This is a genomic window from Bacillus sp. 204(2023) (genome assembly GCF_037027505.1).
GTDB lineage: Bacteria > Bacillota > Bacilli > Bacillales > Bacillaceae > Bacillus > Bacillus subtilis.
In genome coordinates, this window is record NZ_JAXCHE010000012.1 from 1 (window position 1) to 16,960 (window position 16,960).

General features: G+C 42.6%; 15 protein-coding genes and 1 other annotated feature. Of the genes, 1 reads left to right on the plus strand and 14 read right to left on the minus strand.

Features of this window, described 5'->3' with window-relative positions; all coding sequences use genetic code 11:
- Positions 1–162: 162 nt before the first annotated feature.
- From spx to oppA, 8 genes are all read right to left on the minus strand, one after another.
- The gene (gene spx / locus WA279_RS18930; RefSeq protein ID WP_014476435.1) at positions 163–558 is read right to left on the minus strand and encodes a transcriptional regulator Spx; all 396 of its coding nucleotides are present in this window, start codon (positions 556–558) and stop codon (positions 163–165) included.
- Positions 559–738: 180 nt separating this feature from the next.
- A complete protein-coding gene (locus WA279_RS18935) occupies positions 739–1,317 on the minus strand; it encodes a GNAT family N-acetyltransferase (protein WP_003224597.1) in 579 nt (192 codons plus the stop codon).
- A 163-nt stretch (positions 1,318–1,480) separates the two neighbouring features.
- Positions 1,481–2,698 (minus strand): MFS transporter, encoded by a 1,218-nt coding sequence (locus WA279_RS18940; RefSeq protein ID WP_010886478.1) that lies wholly within the window; start codon positions 2,696–2,698, stop codon positions 1,481–1,483.
- Between the two features lie 106 nt (positions 2,699–2,804).
- Positions 2,805–3,722 (minus strand): oligopeptide ABC transporter ATP-binding protein OppF, encoded by a 918-nt coding sequence (oppF, locus tag WA279_RS18945; RefSeq protein WP_003245567.1) that lies wholly within the window; start codon positions 3,720–3,722, stop codon positions 2,805–2,807.
- Between the two features lies 1 nt (position 3,723).
- On the minus strand, positions 3,724–4,800 hold the full coding sequence (gene oppD, locus WA279_RS18950; protein WP_072173823.1) for an oligopeptide ABC transporter ATP-binding protein OppD: 1,077 nt from the start codon (positions 4,798–4,800) through the stop codon (positions 3,724–3,726).
- Positions 4,801–4,804: 4 nt separating this feature from the next.
- Positions 4,805–5,722: an oligopeptide ABC transporter permease OppC gene (gene oppC, locus WA279_RS18955; RefSeq protein WP_015252359.1), complete on the minus strand. Its 918-nt coding sequence runs from the start codon at positions 5,720–5,722 to the stop codon at positions 4,805–4,807.
- Positions 5,723–5,725: 3 nt separating this feature from the next.
- Positions 5,726–6,661, minus strand: coding sequence for an oligopeptide ABC transporter permease OppB (gene oppB / locus WA279_RS18960; RefSeq protein WP_003245554.1), 936 nt, complete (start codon positions 6,659–6,661; stop codon positions 5,726–5,728).
- Between the two features lie 107 nt (positions 6,662–6,768).
- Positions 6,769–8,406 carry an oligopeptide ABC transporter substrate-binding protein OppA gene (gene oppA, locus WA279_RS18965; RefSeq protein WP_015252360.1) on the minus strand — a complete coding sequence of 546 codons (1,638 nt, stop codon included), beginning with the start codon at positions 8,404–8,406 and terminating at the stop codon, positions 6,769–6,771.
- Positions 8,407–8,876: 470 nt separating this feature from the next.
- Positions 8,877–9,091: a binding site (T-box leader), on the plus strand.
- Between the two features lie 58 nt (positions 9,092–9,149).
- Between oppA and trpS the strand changes: the two genes are divergently transcribed.
- Positions 9,150–10,142 (plus strand): tryptophan--tRNA ligase, encoded by a 993-nt coding sequence (trpS, locus tag WA279_RS18970; protein ID WP_086344582.1) that lies wholly within the window; start codon positions 9,150–9,152, stop codon positions 10,140–10,142.
- A gap of 34 nt (positions 10,143–10,176) precedes the next feature.
- On the opposite strand, the gene WA279_RS18975 is transcribed toward trpS, so the two are convergent.
- The 6 genes from WA279_RS18975 to appD form a co-directional block, all read right to left on the minus strand.
- Entirely contained in the window at positions 10,177–10,929 is a 753-nt protein-coding gene (locus WA279_RS18975) for a YjbA family protein (protein WP_336156347.1), read from the minus strand.
- Positions 10,930–11,134: 205 nt separating this feature from the next.
- Complete coding sequence (gene appC, locus WA279_RS18980; protein WP_336156349.1) at positions 11,135–12,046, minus strand: oligopeptide ABC transporter permease AppC; 912 nt, start codon at positions 12,044–12,046, stop codon at positions 11,135–11,137.
- Positions 12,047–12,062: 16 nt separating this feature from the next.
- Positions 12,063–13,013: an ABC transporter permease gene (locus WA279_RS18985; protein WP_014476430.1), complete on the minus strand. Its 951-nt coding sequence runs from the start codon at positions 13,011–13,013 to the stop codon at positions 12,063–12,065.
- Positions 13,014–13,087: 74 nt separating this feature from the next.
- Positions 13,088–14,719: a peptide-binding protein gene (locus WA279_RS18990; RefSeq protein ID WP_336156351.1), complete on the minus strand. Its 1,632-nt coding sequence runs from the start codon at positions 14,717–14,719 to the stop codon at positions 13,088–13,090.
- Between the two features lie 87 nt (positions 14,720–14,806).
- Positions 14,807–15,796 (minus strand): oligopeptide ABC transporter ATP-binding protein AppF, encoded by a 990-nt coding sequence (gene appF, locus WA279_RS18995; RefSeq protein ID WP_041056494.1) that lies wholly within the window; start codon positions 15,794–15,796, stop codon positions 14,807–14,809.
- Complete coding sequence (gene appD, locus WA279_RS19000) at positions 15,793–16,779, minus strand: oligopeptide ABC transporter ATP-binding protein AppD (protein WP_003232965.1); 987 nt, start codon at positions 16,777–16,779, stop codon at positions 15,793–15,795. The genes appF and appD overlap by 4 nt, the downstream gene beginning before the upstream one ends.
- Between the last annotated feature and the right edge of the window lie 181 nt (positions 16,780–16,960).

Sequence of the window (16,960 nt, forward strand, 5' to 3'; positions counted from 1 at the left end):
GAAGAGTTTCTTGTGTGGAACATGAGAAAGACACCGTCCTTTTCAGTCTTTCTTTTATTTTATTACAGGGGAATTGATATTTTAAGGGAAAAATAAAGGCTGTCGAGATTTTCTCGACAGCCTGAGGCTGATGACTCAGCCTTCTTTTGATGATACGATCTATTAGTTTGCCAAACGCTGTGCTTCTCTTAATTGGAAAGAGCGAACTTTTCTTGGCAGGAAACGTCTGATTTCGTCTTCGTTATATCCGACCTGCAAACGTTTTTCGTCAATGATGATCGGACGGCGAAGCAAACCTGGATGCTCGTTGATCAAGCGGTACAAATCTTGCAGCGGCATAGATTCAACGTTCACATTCAGTTTTTGGAATACTTTTGAACGGGTTGAGATGATTTCATCTGTACCATCCTCAGTCATTCGAAGAATTTGTTTTATTTCATCAATTGATAAAGGTTCAGAGAAAATGTTTCTTTCTACAAATGGAATATCGTGCTCCTCGAGCCACGCTCTCGCCTTTCTGCATGAAGTACAGCTTGGTGATGTGTATAGTGTAACCATTCATCTTCACTCCTCTAATTAGTAGGATGAACATCTATTTTATTCTTAAATTGAAATTACTCTAAAAAAGGAATCTTTACAGGTATTATACTATAAAAAAGTAAGTGTGAACAGTATCCTAAGAAAAAAATGTGTCAATCCAGCAAATTTTTAATGTTTATGATATGTTCTAATTCTCAATTAGCTTAACTGATCGAAAATATTTTTTTGTTTTTCTTCATCAATGAGTTTCAGGACTTCATCCGTTTTTTCGTACGATTCCCCGTACCATTTCTCGTCTTTATAAGTATGAATGTTTTCATATGTTTGTTTCATGGCTTCAAGAATTTCTTCTTCTGATTCTGTTTTTGGTGACCAGTACAGAATCTCCATCTTGTTTACTTCATTCGTAGCCAATGACCGGCGCCGGTACCCAATTGACTGAGCATGCTTGAAATGCTCTCTTTGATAAAACCTCAGGCGTTTTTCTGTATCAGTATCATCTTCATCCACAGGTTCCACCTCGAGCAATATGGGCTTATTTTTCTTTTTCAGCTTCGCGATCAATTTGCCGCCAAGCCCCTGCCCTCTTGCATCCTTAGACACATACAGATAATCAACGAAGATAAAAGAATCGAATTCCGCAAACATTAAAATATGATGTTTGCCTTCATCTTTATGATAAATATCGCTTCGCTCTTTCAGAAGAGCTTCCATATGCGCTTTTGATTTCATTTCTTCAATTGGAAAGTACTCGCTAAGCTTTTCATACCAGTTCATTGATTTGCTCCTTATGAGTTCGTTGTCTTCATACTTTTAGATATACCCCATTTCTTCTTGTTTAAACAGCCTTACATCTATAAAGACGTGCGAACTTCCGCCATGGTTTCATTTTTTTTTCAGCAAAACGGAGCCAGCTGCTCCGTTCATTTTGAAGTGTTTCTCATTGAACTCGATTTTCTCGCCTGTAATGAACCAGACGGGGCTGCGCCAGTGCAATCAGAAATGTCATGATATATAATGCAGCAGCCGCGATAAAAGCTATTTTCGCACCAGCAGCATCAGCCACTAGCCCCATAATGGAGTAGGTGACGCCTGACCAAGGAGTCAAAATCGCATTTTTTGCAGCCATGATTCCGATTCGTTTCTGCTCGGGAATAACTTCCTGCAGCATGGTTTCCTGGCAAATATCACGCACCTGATAAAAAGGCCCCATTGCAGCACAAGCCAGAGCGCATAAAAATGGGACTGGAGAAAATGAAAACAAAAGGGTCAGCGCCGACATTACAAGCGAGCTGAACATAATGGCATAGCCCATATTCCGCTCAAAAAAAGAAGAAAAACGAATAGCAATCACACTGCCGACAATTGCGCCTATAAAATAGGAAGCGTTAAACATCCCCCACCACACCTCTGTTTCATGCAAAACAGCCGCAGTAAATGCGAGGAGAATAGCAGATGACCATACGGAACCCGCCAAAGCTTCTAACATGTCCATTACAGTAATGTCTCTTACAATAGGGATGATCATTAAATCCTTCCATATACTTCTGACAGATGCTGTTTCAGCAGTTCCTGCAGCCTCTTCTTCATTTACATGCAGCACACTGATGGAAGCTCCCGATAGAACAAACAGGCAAATGGCAGCGCCGACAACGAGTTCAAAAGGAACGGCGTACGTCAGAAGGCCTCCAAGGCCCCAGCCTGCTGTTAAGAACAATTGATTCGAGAGGGAGATCACACCATTCGCTTTTACATATTGCTTCTTTGGAACAATAATCGGCAGCAGCGCAAATCTTGCCGGCTGAAAAAAAGCGCCCGCGAAGGAAAAACAAAACACAAACAGCAGCGTAATCCAAAAGAATGCCTGTCCGTGATGAGTGACGCTGTATGCCATCAGTATTATAAAGACCGCTCTCAGCAGATTCGCTCCCGCAAGCACCTTTTTAAAACCGAGAATGCGAAGCACCGGAGAGACGCAAAAGCTTGCTGCTATACTCGCAAACGACATGAACGATAAAATAAGGCCCGCCAAAAAAACGGAGTCAGTCATTTGATAGATCCGGACCATTAAAACGATTGTGACGAGGACTCCTGCTAAAGATTGAAAAGATTGAGACAGCAATAGCGCAAAAACATTTTTGTTATGCAGAAATTGAATCGTATTTCGCCTCCGCTTTTTCCTCTAATTGTAAATGTTATCATTCTCACTTTCTATGAAGACGCAAAAAAATCCTTCAAGAGAAATCTCTTGAAGGATTGATGAATCATGAAAAAGCTTTAAATTCGGCTTCCGTGCACATCACAAAATGTCCCGGTTTGACTTCACGGAATTCCATCGTTTCCCCATCCTTTAATTGATGGACAGACGGATCATATTTCTGGCGAACGCGATTTCTCTCATAGTCCGGATCAGGAAGCGGAATCGCAGAAAGCAATGATTTTGTATATGGGTGAAGCGGATTTTCATAAAGCTCATCTGCCGGCGCAAGCTCAACCAGTTTCCCGAAATACATGACGCCAATGCGGTCACTGATGTATTTGACCATCGATAAATCGTGGGCAATAAACAGGTATGTGAGCCCTTTTTCTTTTTGCAGTTCTTTCATTAAATTCACGACCTGCGCTTGAATGGATACATCCAAAGCTGAAATCGGCTCATCCGCGATAATGAATTCCGGATCAACAGCAAGAGCTCTGGCAATCCCGATTCTTTGGCGCTGGCCGCCGGAAAATTCATGCGGATAGCGGTTCGCGTGTTCCTTGTTTAAACCAACTGTTTCCAATAGTTCATGAACCCTCTGCATCCGCTCTTTTTTCGTTTTCGCCAGCTTATGAATATCAAGGCCTTCAGCAATAATATCAGCAACTGTCATTCTCGGATTCAGGGATGCATAGGGGTCTTGGAAAATCATCTGCATTTTGCGGTTGAATTCCAGCAGCTTTTTCCGCGATTTTCTCCCGTGCACATTTTCACCGTTAAACAGCACCTCACCATCGGTTGCTTCGTACAGCCGGATAATGCTTCGGCCTGTTGTCGATTTACCGCAGCCAGATTCACCAACCAGCCCTAATGTTTCACCTTTATAGATATCAAATGATAAATCATCTACAGCCTTAACCGTTCCCCTCGGCGTGACAAAGTGCTGTTTTAAATGTTTGATTTCTAATAGTTTTTCAGTCAATTCATTCACCTTCTCTCACTAAGACAGGTTTTTCAAACGTGTTTGCCAGTTTACGCATTTTCGCTTTTACCGCTTCTGGCGGCTCTACCTTTGGCGCGTCGGGATGAAGCAGCCACGATTTGACATAATGAGTATCAGATACCTTAAACATTGGCGGCTCCTGTTCAAAATCGATTTTCATCGCATAAGGGCTCCGCAGGGCAAAAGCATCTCCTTTTGGCGGGTTTGTCAAATCAGGCGGTGTGCCCGGAATGGCAGTCAGCTCTTCCTCTCCTGAACTTTCCAGTGTCGGCATGGATGCAAGAAGCCCCCAAGTGTACGGATGTCTCGGATCGTAGAAGATTTCGTCTACCGTACCGGTTTCTACAATCTGTCCCGCGTACATGACAGCGACCCGGTCAGCAACGTTAGCCACAACACCAAGATCGTGTGTGATAAAGATGATGGACGTGTCAATTTTCTTTTGCAAATCCTTCATTAATTCCAAAATTTGCGCTTGAATCGTTACATCAAGAGCAGTTGTCGGCTCATCGGCGATCAGAAGCTTCGGATTCGCTGCAAGCGCCATGGCAATGACAACCCTCTGTCTCATCCCGCCTGAAAATTCATGCGGAAATTGGTTCACCCGCTTTTCCGGCATTGGGATACCGACTAATTCCAGCAGTTCAACCGCGCGTTTTTTAGCCGCTTCCTTCGAGATCTTTTCGTGTTTAAAAAGCACTTCCGTAATTTGTTTACCGACCTTCATCGTTGGATTTAAAGAGGTCATCGGATCTTGGAATATCATGCCGATCTCTTTTCCCCGGACATTTTGCATTTCTTTTTCGGACAGCGGCACCAGATCCTTTCCTTCAAACAGGATCTCACCGCGTTTGAAATAACCCGGAGGCATTGGAATCAGCTTCATAATCGCTTGAGAGGTTACACTTTTTCCGGAACCTGATTCTCCAACAATGGCCAGCGTCTCCCCTTTATCCAGATGGAAATTCACTCCGCGGATCGCCTGGACCTCTCCGCCATATGTTTTAAATGAAATTGCTAAATCTTTTACTTCTAATAGGCGTGTCACCCGTATCACTCCCTTATTTACGTAACTTAGGATCCAATGCGTCTCTTAATCCGTCGCCGACAACGTTGAAACCAAACATTGTAATGCAGATAAATCCGGCAGGGAAGAATAAACGCCACGGATAATAGGTCAATGCAGGCAATCCGTCAGAAGCCATCGTTCCCCAGCTTGCCAGCGGAGCCGGAACACCAAGTCCCAAATAGCTTAAAAAGGCTTCTGTGAAAATCGCAGTAGGAACTGTCAGTGTCATCGTGACCAAAATAGAACCCATCGCGTTTGGCACGATATGTTTAAACAGAAGACGGGATGTTTTTGCACCCAGTGTCTGTGAAGCAAGCACATACTCCTGATTCTTCAGCTGCAGCACTTGTCCGCGCACGATTCTGGCCATATTAATCCAGCCTGTAATCGTCATGGCAATAATAATCGTAAATAGACCTTTCGGAAGAACAACCATCAGTAAGATAACCATTAATAATGAAGGAACTGCCCAAAGGATATCAGCGATACGCATCATGATTTCGTCCGTTCTGCCTCCGCGGAAGCCTGAAATGCTCCCCCAAATGACGCCGATCAGCAAATCGAGAATAGCAGCTGCAACACCGATAAAGATTGAGATTCGAGCCCCTACCCATGTACGGACGAAAATGTCTCGTCCAAGATCATCTGTTCCGAACCAGTGATCTTTTGAAGGCGGCTTATCCGCATTTAAGAGATTAGTAGTTGAATAATCATACCTTGAGAACATCGGCGCAAAAATGGCCATAAGGATAATAAGTACGATAATGATAAGCCCGACCATTGCAAGCTTATTGCTGCGGAAGCGAAGCATCGCATCTTTCCAGAGGGAAAGGCTCTTTTTACTTATTTTTTCTGCATCGCCGGCATTCGCTGCGGCTGGTTCAAACATGTTTTTTGGAATGTTCTGCATGGCCTAGGCTCCTTTCTTTGCTTTGGAAAGCTTGATTCTTGGATCAATAATGCCGTATAACACATCTACGATTAATACACACAATAGCAAGATGACACTGAAGAACACCGTTACACCCATAATGACCGTATAATCACGGTTTGTAATACTGTTGACGAAGTGTGCACCAAGCCCCGGAATCCCAAAAATGGTTTCAATAATGAAGCTCCCCGTTAAGACCTGTGCGGCCATCGGGCCCATATATGTAACAACCGGCAAAAGCGCGTTTCGAATGGCGTGCCGCACTGTAACCGCTGGGCGGGACAGCCCTTTCGCTTTCGCTGTGCGGATATAATCACTGTTTAACACTTCGATCATGCTTGAACGGGAAAGTCTGGCAATAAACGCCATCGGCATGGAAGCAAGTGCGATTGAAGGCAAAAAGGTGTATGCCCAGGAATCCCACCCCGCGACCGGAAACAGCCCAAGCTTCATGGAGAACACATATTGCAGAACAGCCGCCATGATAAAGCTCGGAACCGAAATACCAAATATCGTTAAAATCGCGACGGTATAATCCTGCCACTTATTATGGTAAAGGGCTGCAATGACCCCAAACAATACACCTAACGCTAAAGCGAGGAGAATAGCTTCTGCTCCAAGAGTAAATGAAACGGGGAAACCTGAACTGATCAGGTCGTTAACACTCTGACCTTTATATTTAAATGACGGTCCGAAATCCCACATTGCAACTGATTTCAAATAACTGACATATTGTACAAACAGCGGCTTGTCCAAGCCATAATGCGCATTTAAATTTGCTTCAATTTCAGGCGGAAGCTTTTTCTCACCTGAAAATGGCCCGCCCGGTGCTGCTTGCATTAAGAAGAATGTCACAGTTACAATCACAAATAGTGTGATAATCATATAGACTAAACGTCTTCCGATATATTTTAGCAAGGGGGAACACCTCCATGGTTTTTACATTTTTATACTCCATCAGTAAGAAAGGTATATGGGGCTTTTCTCCCCATATACCTTGAGGTCTTTTATTTTCAGACGTAGCCTTATTTAAAATATGCGTTTCTGAAATAAACCTCACCAGTACCTGGCATGATAACACCTTTTAGGTTTTCATCCTGTACCCAAGTATCAGTATAGAAATAGATTGGGGCAACCGGCATTTCATCAATGAAAATACCTTCTGCTTTTTTCAGCAGCTCTGCACGTTTTGTTTTATCTGTTTCAGTTTGTGACTGATTCAGAAGCTTTTTGAATTCTGGATTTTCCCAGCCTGTATCGTTATTTCCTCCGTTTTTGTCACGGAACAATTCAAGGAAGTTGATAGGATCATTGAAGTCGCCGAGCCAGCCCATACGGCCGATTTGATAATCTTGGCTGTGGAGCTTATCAATATAGACATTCCACTCTGAGTTATCAAGCTCAACATCAACGCCTAAATTTTTCTTCCACATTTCTTGTACTGCTTGAGCGATTTTCGCGTGTGCGTCATCAGTGTTGTAAGACAATTTGATTTTTGGCAAATCAGATGCCTTGCTTAAGCCCATTTCTTTTAGGCCTTTATCAAGGTATTCTTTTGCTGTTTTGACATCATTGTCTTTGAAGTAGCCTTCTTTGTTATCCTCAAATCCCTTCATTGTAGGCGGCACTGCAGCCATTGCCGGGATTTGCTCTCCTTGCGTAACGTTTTTAACAATCGACTGACGGTCAAGCGAATATGTTAAAGCTTTACGGATATTTACGTTGTCTAATGGCTTAGCTTCAGTGTTGAATTTGTACCAATACACACCTGCAATCGGCTCAACATGTAAAGAACCGTCTTTTTTCAGGGTCGGCAGGGATTCTGTTGGAAGCTGTCCGAGCGGCATACCGGCCCAATCAAGTTCGCCAGCTTGGAATTTTTTCAGTTCCGTATTGTTATTGTTGATCATAACCATATCGATTTTCTTCAGTTTGACTTTGTCTTTATCCCAATACTGGTCATTTTTTTCGAGAGTAATAGAACCGCTGTGTTTCCATGCCGTCATTTTGAACGGCCCGTTTGATACATAATCATCTCCGGCATTTGTATTCCACTTTTTATTTTTCTCTGCAATTTTCTTATTGATCGGCATATACGTATAGAACGCAGTTAATTCAGTGAAATATGGAGTCGGGTTATTTAATTCAACCTTCAGCGTTTTGTCATTCACAGCTTTTACTGCCACATCATCTAGGCTGCCTTTGCCGGTATTCGCCGCTTCAGCACCTTTTATGTAGTAGAGCTGGTAAGCGTATTGTGATTCGTTATTAGGATCAAGCGCCCATTTCCAAGCATATTCAAAATCTTGTGCTGTTACAGGGTCTCCATTAGACCATTTCACACCATCACGAATGGTAAATGTATATGTCTTTCCGTCCTTGCTCGTTTCAATTTTAGAAGCCATGCCTTCTTCAGGCTCACCATCTGCATTGATACGTGTCAATCCTTCAAAAGTCTGACGGATGACACCGCCTGATACTGAATCATTTGCCAATCCCGGATGTAAGGAGAACGGCTCAGTTTTAATATTAATGTTAAGTGTCGTCTTTCCTTTACTGTCCTTTTTCCCTTCACCGTTTGATCCGCTGCCGCCAAAGCCGCACGCGCTCAGCACGAGAGTGAAAATGAGCATCAACGTGACAATCGACCAACGTTTTTTCATATTCGCAAACCCCCTAATAATAATTTTCAGCTCCTTACGGCTAAATCCTCAGAAATATCAGACAAATGAACCTGAGTTTCCACAACTTTTATTCTGTTCCGTCTTTTCTGATTATTTTTGTAAAAAAGCTGTAACAATAGAGTGAACAAGTTCATTATAATGAAACAAATAATTTATTGCAATATTATTTTATCAATTTAAAATATTTAAACTTCGTTAGTTTTTCTTCCATGAACATAATATCCTTCTACCATTTAAAGCATAAATTGATTAAAAACTTTTTCATGTGTTTTCTGCCCATATTGCTTTTTACATATAATATCTGCCTGTTTTTACGCTGATAGCAGTTATCATTTAAGGATTTTACAGCACTCGTGTTATTTATATTATTACAATTTTACTGGAAAAAAGAATGTTTTTTCATGATGACAATTGGTTATAATTGATTTATAATGAAGCAATCAAAAGAAAAGCTTGCTATGAAAAAGAGTAGTACACATTTCACCCGTTTGAAGAGAGTCTGCGGTGCTGGGAGCAGATAACGGGCAATGTGGAATGGACTTTGGAGCAGCTGACCGAACTGGAAAAAAGTAGGCTCAGCCGGAGCAGTCTCCGTTACAAACGTCAGAGTGATTCCATTTTAATGGAATAATCAGGGTGGTACCACGGTTCATTCGTCCCTTTTTTACAGGGGAAGAATGAGCCTTTTTTATTATGTTTTAAGAAATGAGGTTGATGTTTTCATGAAACAAACGATTTTTTCAGGCATTCAGCCAAGCGGCTCAGTGACGCTCGGCAACTATATCGGTGCAATGAAGCAGTTTGTCGAACTGCAGCATGATTATAACAGCTATTTTTGCATCGTCGATCAGCATGCGATAACAGTTCCTCAAGACCGGCTTGAGCTTAGAAAGAATATCCGCAATCTCGCGGCGCTTTACTTAGCTGTCGGACTTGATCCAGAAAAAGCAACATTATTTATTCAGTCAGAGGTTCCCGCGCATGCACAGGCCGGATGGATGATGCAGTGTGTCGCATATATCGGCGAGCTTGAACGAATGACTCAATTTAAGGACAAATCCAAAGGCAATGAAGCTGTCGTCTCCGGCCTGTTAACATACCCGCCGCTGATGGCCGCTGATATTCTGCTGTACGGAACGGATCTTGTGCCTGTCGGTGAGGATCAAAAGCAGCACCTTGAGCTGACGCGGAATCTCGCAGAACGCTTCAACAAAAAATACAACGACATCTTCACGATTCCGGAAGTGAAAATTCCAAAAGTCGGTGCACGTATCATGTCTCTGAATGATCCGCTGAAGAAAATGAGCAAATCTGATCCGAATCAGAAAGCTTATATTACCCTGCTGGATGAACCGAAGCTTCTTGAAAAGAAAATCAAAAGCGCTGTGACAGATTCTGAAGGCATTGTGAAATTTGATAAAGAAAACAAACCGGGCGTTTCCAACCTTCTTACGATTTATTCAATCCTCGGCAATACGACAATTGAAGAGCTTGAAGCAAAGTACGAAGGAAAAGGCTACGGCGAGTTTAAAGGTGATTTGGCAGAAGTCGTGGTGAACGCATTAAAACCGATCCAGGACCGCTATTACGAGCTGGTAGAATCTGAAGAATTAGACCGGATTCTTGATGAAGGCGCGGAACGAGCGAACCGGACAGCAAACAAAATGCTGAAAAAAATGGAGAATGCCATGGGTCTTGGAAGAAAAAGACGCTAATCAAAAAACCGCTCTTTGCAAAGAGCGGTTTTTTTTAGTTGACCTTTGATTCGTTTTCCATTTCCCAAAGCTTTTCGAAAAAAGGCTGTCCTTTTATTAGGTTTTCGCAAAAAGCTAGGTGCTTGTCCGACCAGCCTTCAATTGTTTCGTTATACAGCATGTCCCAAATCTCTTCAAAGCTCATCCTTTTGATTTGTTCATACATATGCGGATTCCACTCTGTGTACCAGTAGCCGATTTCAGCCCGGTTTTTCAGCCCTTTTAATTGGTCAAGCGCCATAAACATCAGCTGCTTAATTTGCCGTTCTTTTCTAGTCAGTCCTCTGACATGTTCTGGTGCTAATGATAAGATGTGATATTCCTTGGAGGATTCCAGCTTCTTTGGCTCAAATTCATATGCTTCAGGCTCTACATCTTTTACCATTTCATAAACGAGCTGCTCCTGTCTTGGGATTAAACGGCTTTTTCTGACAGGGATCGTGTAGCCGATCGTGTCGACAGCTAAAATGCCGATTCCGTCTGTTACGACAAAACAATACTCAAGCTTTGTCCGCTCATGATTTTTCCGAATGTACGATTTCTGATGTATGTCTTCAAGCAAACCTTTCGGAAGCTCTGACAAATCGTTTTCTATGTAATGAAACAGTACTGACGGCACCCTTAACAGCGGCACCTGATCCAAAAGCTCAACCGTATCTTCCTTGCGCCATTCGTGAAAGTGGCATACATTGTAGCCATTTTCTTCCCCTTCAAACCAATTGACCCACACATCATGAAGAAATAACATCTCTAACCCCTCACTTTTATAAAAACTGTTGTCCACAGTATAGGCAAGGGATAGAGAAATTATTCCAAAGAGATTGAGGAAATCTGGAATCACTGGGTTTATGTAAGAATCATAAAAAGCAGATCTCTTTGTATATTTTCTGACAAAAGGAGATCTGCTTTTTTTCTGATTTGGTGATATTTTATAACAGATATGATATTCATTTTTATTTAATATTTTTCGGGTCAAGCGCATCCCGCAGGCCATCACCGACAAAGTTGAAGCATAAAACGGTCATTAAAATAAATAGCCCGGGAAATAACGGGTACCACCATGCTTGAATCATTAATGTAAAGTTTTGAGCATCCTGAAGCATGTTTCCCCAGCTAGCGATTGGCGGCTGGATTCCAAAGCCCAAGTAGCTTAGCGCCGATTCAGCTAGAATAACAGACCCTACTTTCAGCGTAGCTGACACAATAATCGGCCCTAACGCATTGGGCAGGATATGAGAAAAAATAATTTTGTGCGTTTTTGTTCCAATTGTTTTAGCAGCAAGAACATATTCCCTTGAACGGAGCGACAAGAATTCTCCCCTTACTAATCGTGCTGTTGTGGTCCATCCTGTGAGACAGAAAATTAAAATCAGTTTGTCCACACCCGGCTTGAAGATGGTGACCAGCGTGATCAACAAGAAAATATCAGGAATGGATAACACAATGTCAACTACACGCATAATGACAGCATCCACTATTCCTCTGAAATATCCGGCTAATGCTCCTAAAACCGTTCCGATCAAAATCGAACCGACTACGGACGCAAATCCAACCAATAAAGAGACACGCGCTCCATATAGGATCCGGCTGAAAATATCACGTCCAAATTTATCCGTTCCCATCAGATGTTCAAGGCCCGGCGCCTTATATTTATCAAGCAGGCTTTGCTGCTCTTGGGGATAAGGTGCAATTAAAGGGGCGAAAACAGCCGACATAATAATGATAAAAAGAATAACGGCACCTAAAATGGCCAGTTTGTTTTTCGAGAATTTTTCCCAGAAAATCTTTGTCATTGTTTCTGGCTTTTTCGAAATATTTTCTTTCAGCCTGATCTCCGGCGAGGGAGTTGTTTGCAGCTCTGACATCTCTGTTTCCCTCCTTTTAATATTCGATCCGCGGATCAACAATCGCGTAAAGGATGTCTGCAATGAGGTTTCCGACAACGACAAGAACCGCCGAGATCACAGTCATTGCCATGATAACCGGATAATCGCGCTGGAATGCTGAATCGACAAACAGCTTTCCTAATCCCGGCCAAGTGAAAATCTGCTCTACGACAACCGCTCCGCCAATAAAGGAAGGAATCATTAAGCCGAAAATCGTAATAACAGGCAATAGTGCATTCCGCAAGCCGTGCTTAAATAATACTCGATTCTCTTTGAAACCTTTTGATCTGGCAGTCCGAATATAATCTTGATTTAAAACATCAAGCATATTGGATCTTGTATATCTCGTTAAGCCTGCCATATCAGCTGTCGCCAGCACAAAAGCGGGTAAAAGCAAATGATGAATCCGGTCTACTATACTGAAATCTGAGTTAAGGGTGGCGACTCCCCCGGTTGGAAACCAGCCGAGATTCACGGCAAACACCATGATTAAAATCAAACCGAACCAAAAATTCGGGATTGCCAAACCGATAAATGAAGTAAATGTAATGCCGTAGTCCAGCTTCGAATAAGGTTTTTTTGCAGAAATTACCCCGAATGGGATGGAAATGATCAGCGCCAAAATTGTTGACACCAGCATCAAGAGGAGTGTGTTGGGCAGCCGTGCTAAAATCAGTTCTGAAACAGGCGTCCCTTTTCTGATGATGGATGTGCCGAAATCACCTTGAACCATATTGCCTAGCCATTTTAAATATTGAACATACTCAGGGTCATTGAGACCGTACTTTTCAATAAACTGAGCCCTGTCTGCCTGGCTGATCGTAGGATCCATCATAAGTGTCATCGGGTCCCCTGGAGCGGCTTTCATAATAATGAAAGACAAAATTGTAATTCCCAAAAGAATAGGAATCGAAGATAACGTTCTTCGAATAATATATGTAACCATATTCTTGTCCCCTTCGTTGTTCTTTTTCAAATTCAAAGGGGAAGGAAACGCACTCCCTCCCCTGCAAGGGAAAATTATTGGGCAAGCCACCATTTTTCAATTTGGTACAACTCGCGTTTTGGATGATACACATAACCCTCTAAGTTAGCCGGCATCGCCATATGGTTGTTCGGATAGTAAAGGAAGGTATACGGCTGATCTTCAGCAAGTTTTTGGTAAATCTTTTCGTAAGCTTTTGAGTATTCGTTGCGGTCACTGATTGATTTTGCATCTTTGAGAAGCTTATCAACTTCAGGGTTTTTGTACCACATGTTATTTAAGCCTTTTTCAGACTGGCTAGAATGGAAGATATCGTAATGGTCTGGGAACGTTGATAAACTCCATCCTAAAACCATTGCGTCATAGTCCCAATTAGGTGGATTTGTCTGTTCTACTAATGCACTCCACTCAACGATTTGCGGCGTTACCTTAATCCCGACTTTCTTCAATTGTTCTTGAACAACAACTGCAATGTCTTCACGAACTTTATTTCCTTGATTCGTTTTCAGTGTAAACTCGAATTTTTTACCTTCTTTATCGAGGATGCCGTCACCGTCAGTATCTTCCCAGCCGGCATCTTTCAGCATCTTCTTAGCTTTTTTGACGTTGTATTCAAATTTAGGCACCTCTATATCTTTCGGATAGTTCCATGAAACCGGGCTTTCAGGGATATAAGCGACCTTCCCGTCCCCATCTAATACGGTTTGCACCATTGTTTCACGGTCTAAAGCTGTCGTAAGCGCCTGGCGCACTTTTTTGTCTTTAAACAGCTCATTTTTCTCATTCCAGCCGATATACGTATAGCTTAACGCTAAATCTGTTACGACTTTGACATTATTAAACGATTCAGCTGTCTTATAGTCAGTTGACGGCACGTTAAAGAAATCAATATCTCCGGCCTGAAGCTGGGCAACTGCTGCATTGGCGTCAGGAATGATTTTATACGTGACACTGTCTAAATACGGACGGCCGTCATAGTAGTCATCATTGGCAACAAGCTTCACGTATTGTCCGTCTTTCCATTCTTTAAATTTGAAAGGCCCCGAGCCGATTGGATTTTTTCTATTAAATTCGTTATCTTCAAGCTCTGCAACCGGTACATCTTTTAAAATGTGCTCAGGCAGAATCCCGTAGCTGTCTAACGTATTGTTATAGAAGTTAGGGTCTTTGTATTTCAGCGTAAATAAAACCTCATAATCTCCCTTTTTCTCTACTGATTTCAGCATTTCAAAGTTAGAGCCGCGCTCTCCTTTGTAATCCTTGTTCAGCGGAATGCTGTACGTAAAGACGACATCATCGGCAGTAAGCTCTTCTCCGTCATGGAACTTAACGCCTTTTTTGATTTTTACATCATATTTCAATCCGCCATCCAGCTCTTTCACACTTTCCGCCAGTGACATTTTGACATTTAAGTTTTCATCGGTTTTCGTTAAAAAGCTGTAAATCATTTGTTCAATATCTGTACTTGATTCATCTGTTGAATATAATGAGTTGAAAAGTGTTGGCGCTCCGATTGAACCAACAACCAAATCCCCGCCTTGCTGCGGTTTGCCTGCTGATTTTTTCTCGCTGCTGTTGCTTGATTTTGATCCCGAGCAGGCTGATAAAAAGATGGCCAGAACCATCAATACACTTAGCATCATCAGTGCGGTTTTCCGTCTTTTCATTAGATATTCCCCCTCTTGAAATGTTCGTTCTTCTTAGCTGTTGTTTATGTAGTGTGCATACCCCCTCTCAAAGCTGTGCGGGCAACATTAGCTATAAAGGTGACAAGCCACAAAGTGGCTGGGAGCAGCTTCTTTAAATTCTGGTATTTGTTCCTTGCATATCGATTTTGCAACAGGACATCTTGTGTGGAATACGCAGCCTTTTGGCGGGTTGGCCGGACTAGGCAGTTCTCCCTTCAGGACAATGCGTTCACGTTTGACAGATCCTCTTTTTCTTGTAACAGGAACGGAGGATAAAAGCGCTTGGGTATATGGGTGAAGCGGGTTGTCATAAAGCTCATGCTTGCCGGTCAGTTCCATCATTTTGCCAAGATACATTACTCCGACTCTGTCGCTGATATGGCGGACGACACTCAGATCATGAGAGATAAATAGATACGTAAGATTAAATTCCTCCTGTAATTCCTCCATCAAGTTAATCACTTGGGCCTGAATGGATACATCAAGTGCGGATACCGGCTCATCTGCAATGATCAGTTCTGGATTCAAAGTGAGTGCTCTGGCAATGCCGATCCGCTGACGCTGGCCGCCGGAAAACTCATGAGGATAACGGCTTGCAAACGACGGGTGAAGGCCTACTCTTGCAAGCAGCTCTTCAACTTTTTCGTTTCGTTCACGCATGGTATACATGTTGTGTGTATTAAACGGCTCCTTTATGATGGAACGCAGTGTCTTCCTCGGGTTTAACGAAGCAAATGGATCTTGGAAAACCATTTGAATATTTTTGCGGACACTTTTCCGCAGCTTCTCCTCTGACAGATTGGAAATATCCTGCCCTTTAAAAAGAATTTGGCCCTCTGTCGGTTTGTACAGTCTGATCATCGTTCTGCCGGCAGTCGATTTTCCGCAGCCCGACTCTCCAACGATTCCGAGTGTTTCTCCTTTTTTTAACGAAAATGAAACACCATCCACCGCTTTTACATCACCGACTTTTCTTTGAAAAAGGCCTGACCGGATCGGAAAGTATTTTTTTACGTCACGAAGCTCTAAGATTGTTTCTTGATTAGCTGCTGTCATGATTGTTCGGCACCCTCTTCCTCATATAAAAAGCATCTCACCGTTCTTCCGCTTTTGTGTGTCAAAAGCGAAGGCTGATTTGTCCAGCACTTATCCATAGCTTTCGGGCACCTTGGGGCAAAACGGCACCCCGGCGGCAGATTATCCGGTGTAGGCACACTGCCTTTAATCGCATTTAATTTATCAATCTCTCCATCTATAACAGGAATTGACGTAAGCAGGCCTTCTGTATACGGATGAAGCGGTTCTAAAAATAAGTCATCAACGGTAGCGTTTTCTACGACTTGTCCGCAGTACATGACAATTACTCTATCGGCAGCCTCAGACACGACACCTAAGTCGTGTGTGATCAGAAGAATCGATGTATTGAACTTCTGACAGAGATCTTTCATGAGCTCCAGCACCTGGGCTTGTATTGTCACGTCCAGCGCTGTCGTTGGTTCATCGGCAATGAGCAGTTTAGGATTACAGCTCAGTGCGATGGCAATCATCACCCTCTGTCTCATACCGCCGGACAGCCGATGCGGGTACTCCTTCATAATTTGCTCCGCCCGGGAGAAACCGACCATCTGCAAGAGTTCAACAGCTCGTTGACGGGCTTCTTTTTTCTTCATGTTTTTATGGTAAATCAGCACTTCGGTAATTTGTTCTCCGATTGTTAACACCGGATTAAGGGAGGTCATTGGTTCCTGAAAGATCATGGATACTTCGTTACCGCGGATTTTGCAATAATCGTTTTCAGTGAATGAGGTGAGGTCTTTGTCTTCGAGTTTAATAGAGCCGTCCATGATTTTTCCGCCTGAGCTTTGGACGAGGCCCATAATTGATAAAGAAGTAATGCTTTTTCCGGAGCCCGATTCACCTACAAGCGCGACGGTTTCGCCTTTGCTGATGTGAAAATCGACTCCGTCAACCGCAGGGATCGGCTCCTTTTTCCTGAAAAAATAAGTCTTTAAATTATTCACTTCTAAAAGTGTGCTCATGCTAGCTCCCCTTTCCCCCCCTCTTGTTGTCAAACGTTTTCAAGAGAAAGCAATCCCTTTATTCAGAAATAATAAATAATATTGAATTATCGAAAAATTTTATAGTTGTATATTATTACAATCATTTTGCAAAATCAAGAATTTTTTAGGATAAATGTAATATTATTAATGAAATTCCATT

What these genes read in the sequence shown, in the direction of transcription:
- trpS (WP_086344582.1), top strand. Translation starts at nt 9,150, where the DNA reads ATGAAACAAACGATTTTTTCAGGCATTCAGCCAAGCGGCTCAGTGACG.
- WA279_RS18975 (WP_336156347.1), bottom strand. Translation starts at nt 10,929, where the DNA reads ATGTTATTTCTTCATGATGTGTGGGTCAATTGGTTTGAAGGGGAAGAA.
- oppC (WP_015252359.1), bottom strand. Translation starts at nt 5,722, where the DNA reads ATGCAGAACATTCCAAAAAACATGTTTGAACCAGCCGCAGCGAATGCC.
- appC (WP_336156349.1), bottom strand. Translation starts at nt 12,046, where the DNA reads ATGTCAGAGCTGCAAACAACTCCCTCGCCGGAGATCAGGCTGAAAGAA.
- appF (WP_041056494.1), bottom strand. Translation starts at nt 15,796, where the DNA reads ATGACAGCAGCTAATCAAGAAACAATCTTAGAGCTTCGTGACGTAAAA.
- appD (WP_003232965.1), bottom strand. Translation starts at nt 16,779, where the DNA reads ATGAGCACACTTTTAGAAGTGAATAATTTAAAGACTTATTTTTTCAGG.
- WA279_RS18935 (WP_003224597.1), bottom strand. Translation starts at nt 1,317, where the DNA reads ATGAACTGGTATGAAAAGCTTAGCGAGTACTTTCCAATTGAAGAAATG.
- spx (WP_014476435.1), bottom strand. Translation starts at nt 558, where the DNA reads ATGGTTACACTATACACATCACCAAGCTGTACTTCATGCAGAAAGGCG.
- oppA (WP_015252360.1), bottom strand. Translation starts at nt 8,406, where the DNA reads ATGAAAAAACGTTGGTCGATTGTCACGTTGATGCTCATTTTCACTCTC.
- WA279_RS18990 (WP_336156351.1), bottom strand. Translation starts at nt 14,719, where the DNA reads ATGAAAAGACGGAAAACCGCACTGATGATGCTAAGTGTATTGATGGTT.
- WA279_RS18985 (WP_014476430.1), bottom strand. Translation starts at nt 13,013, where the DNA reads ATGGTTACATATATTATTCGAAGAACGTTATCTTCGATTCCTATTCTT.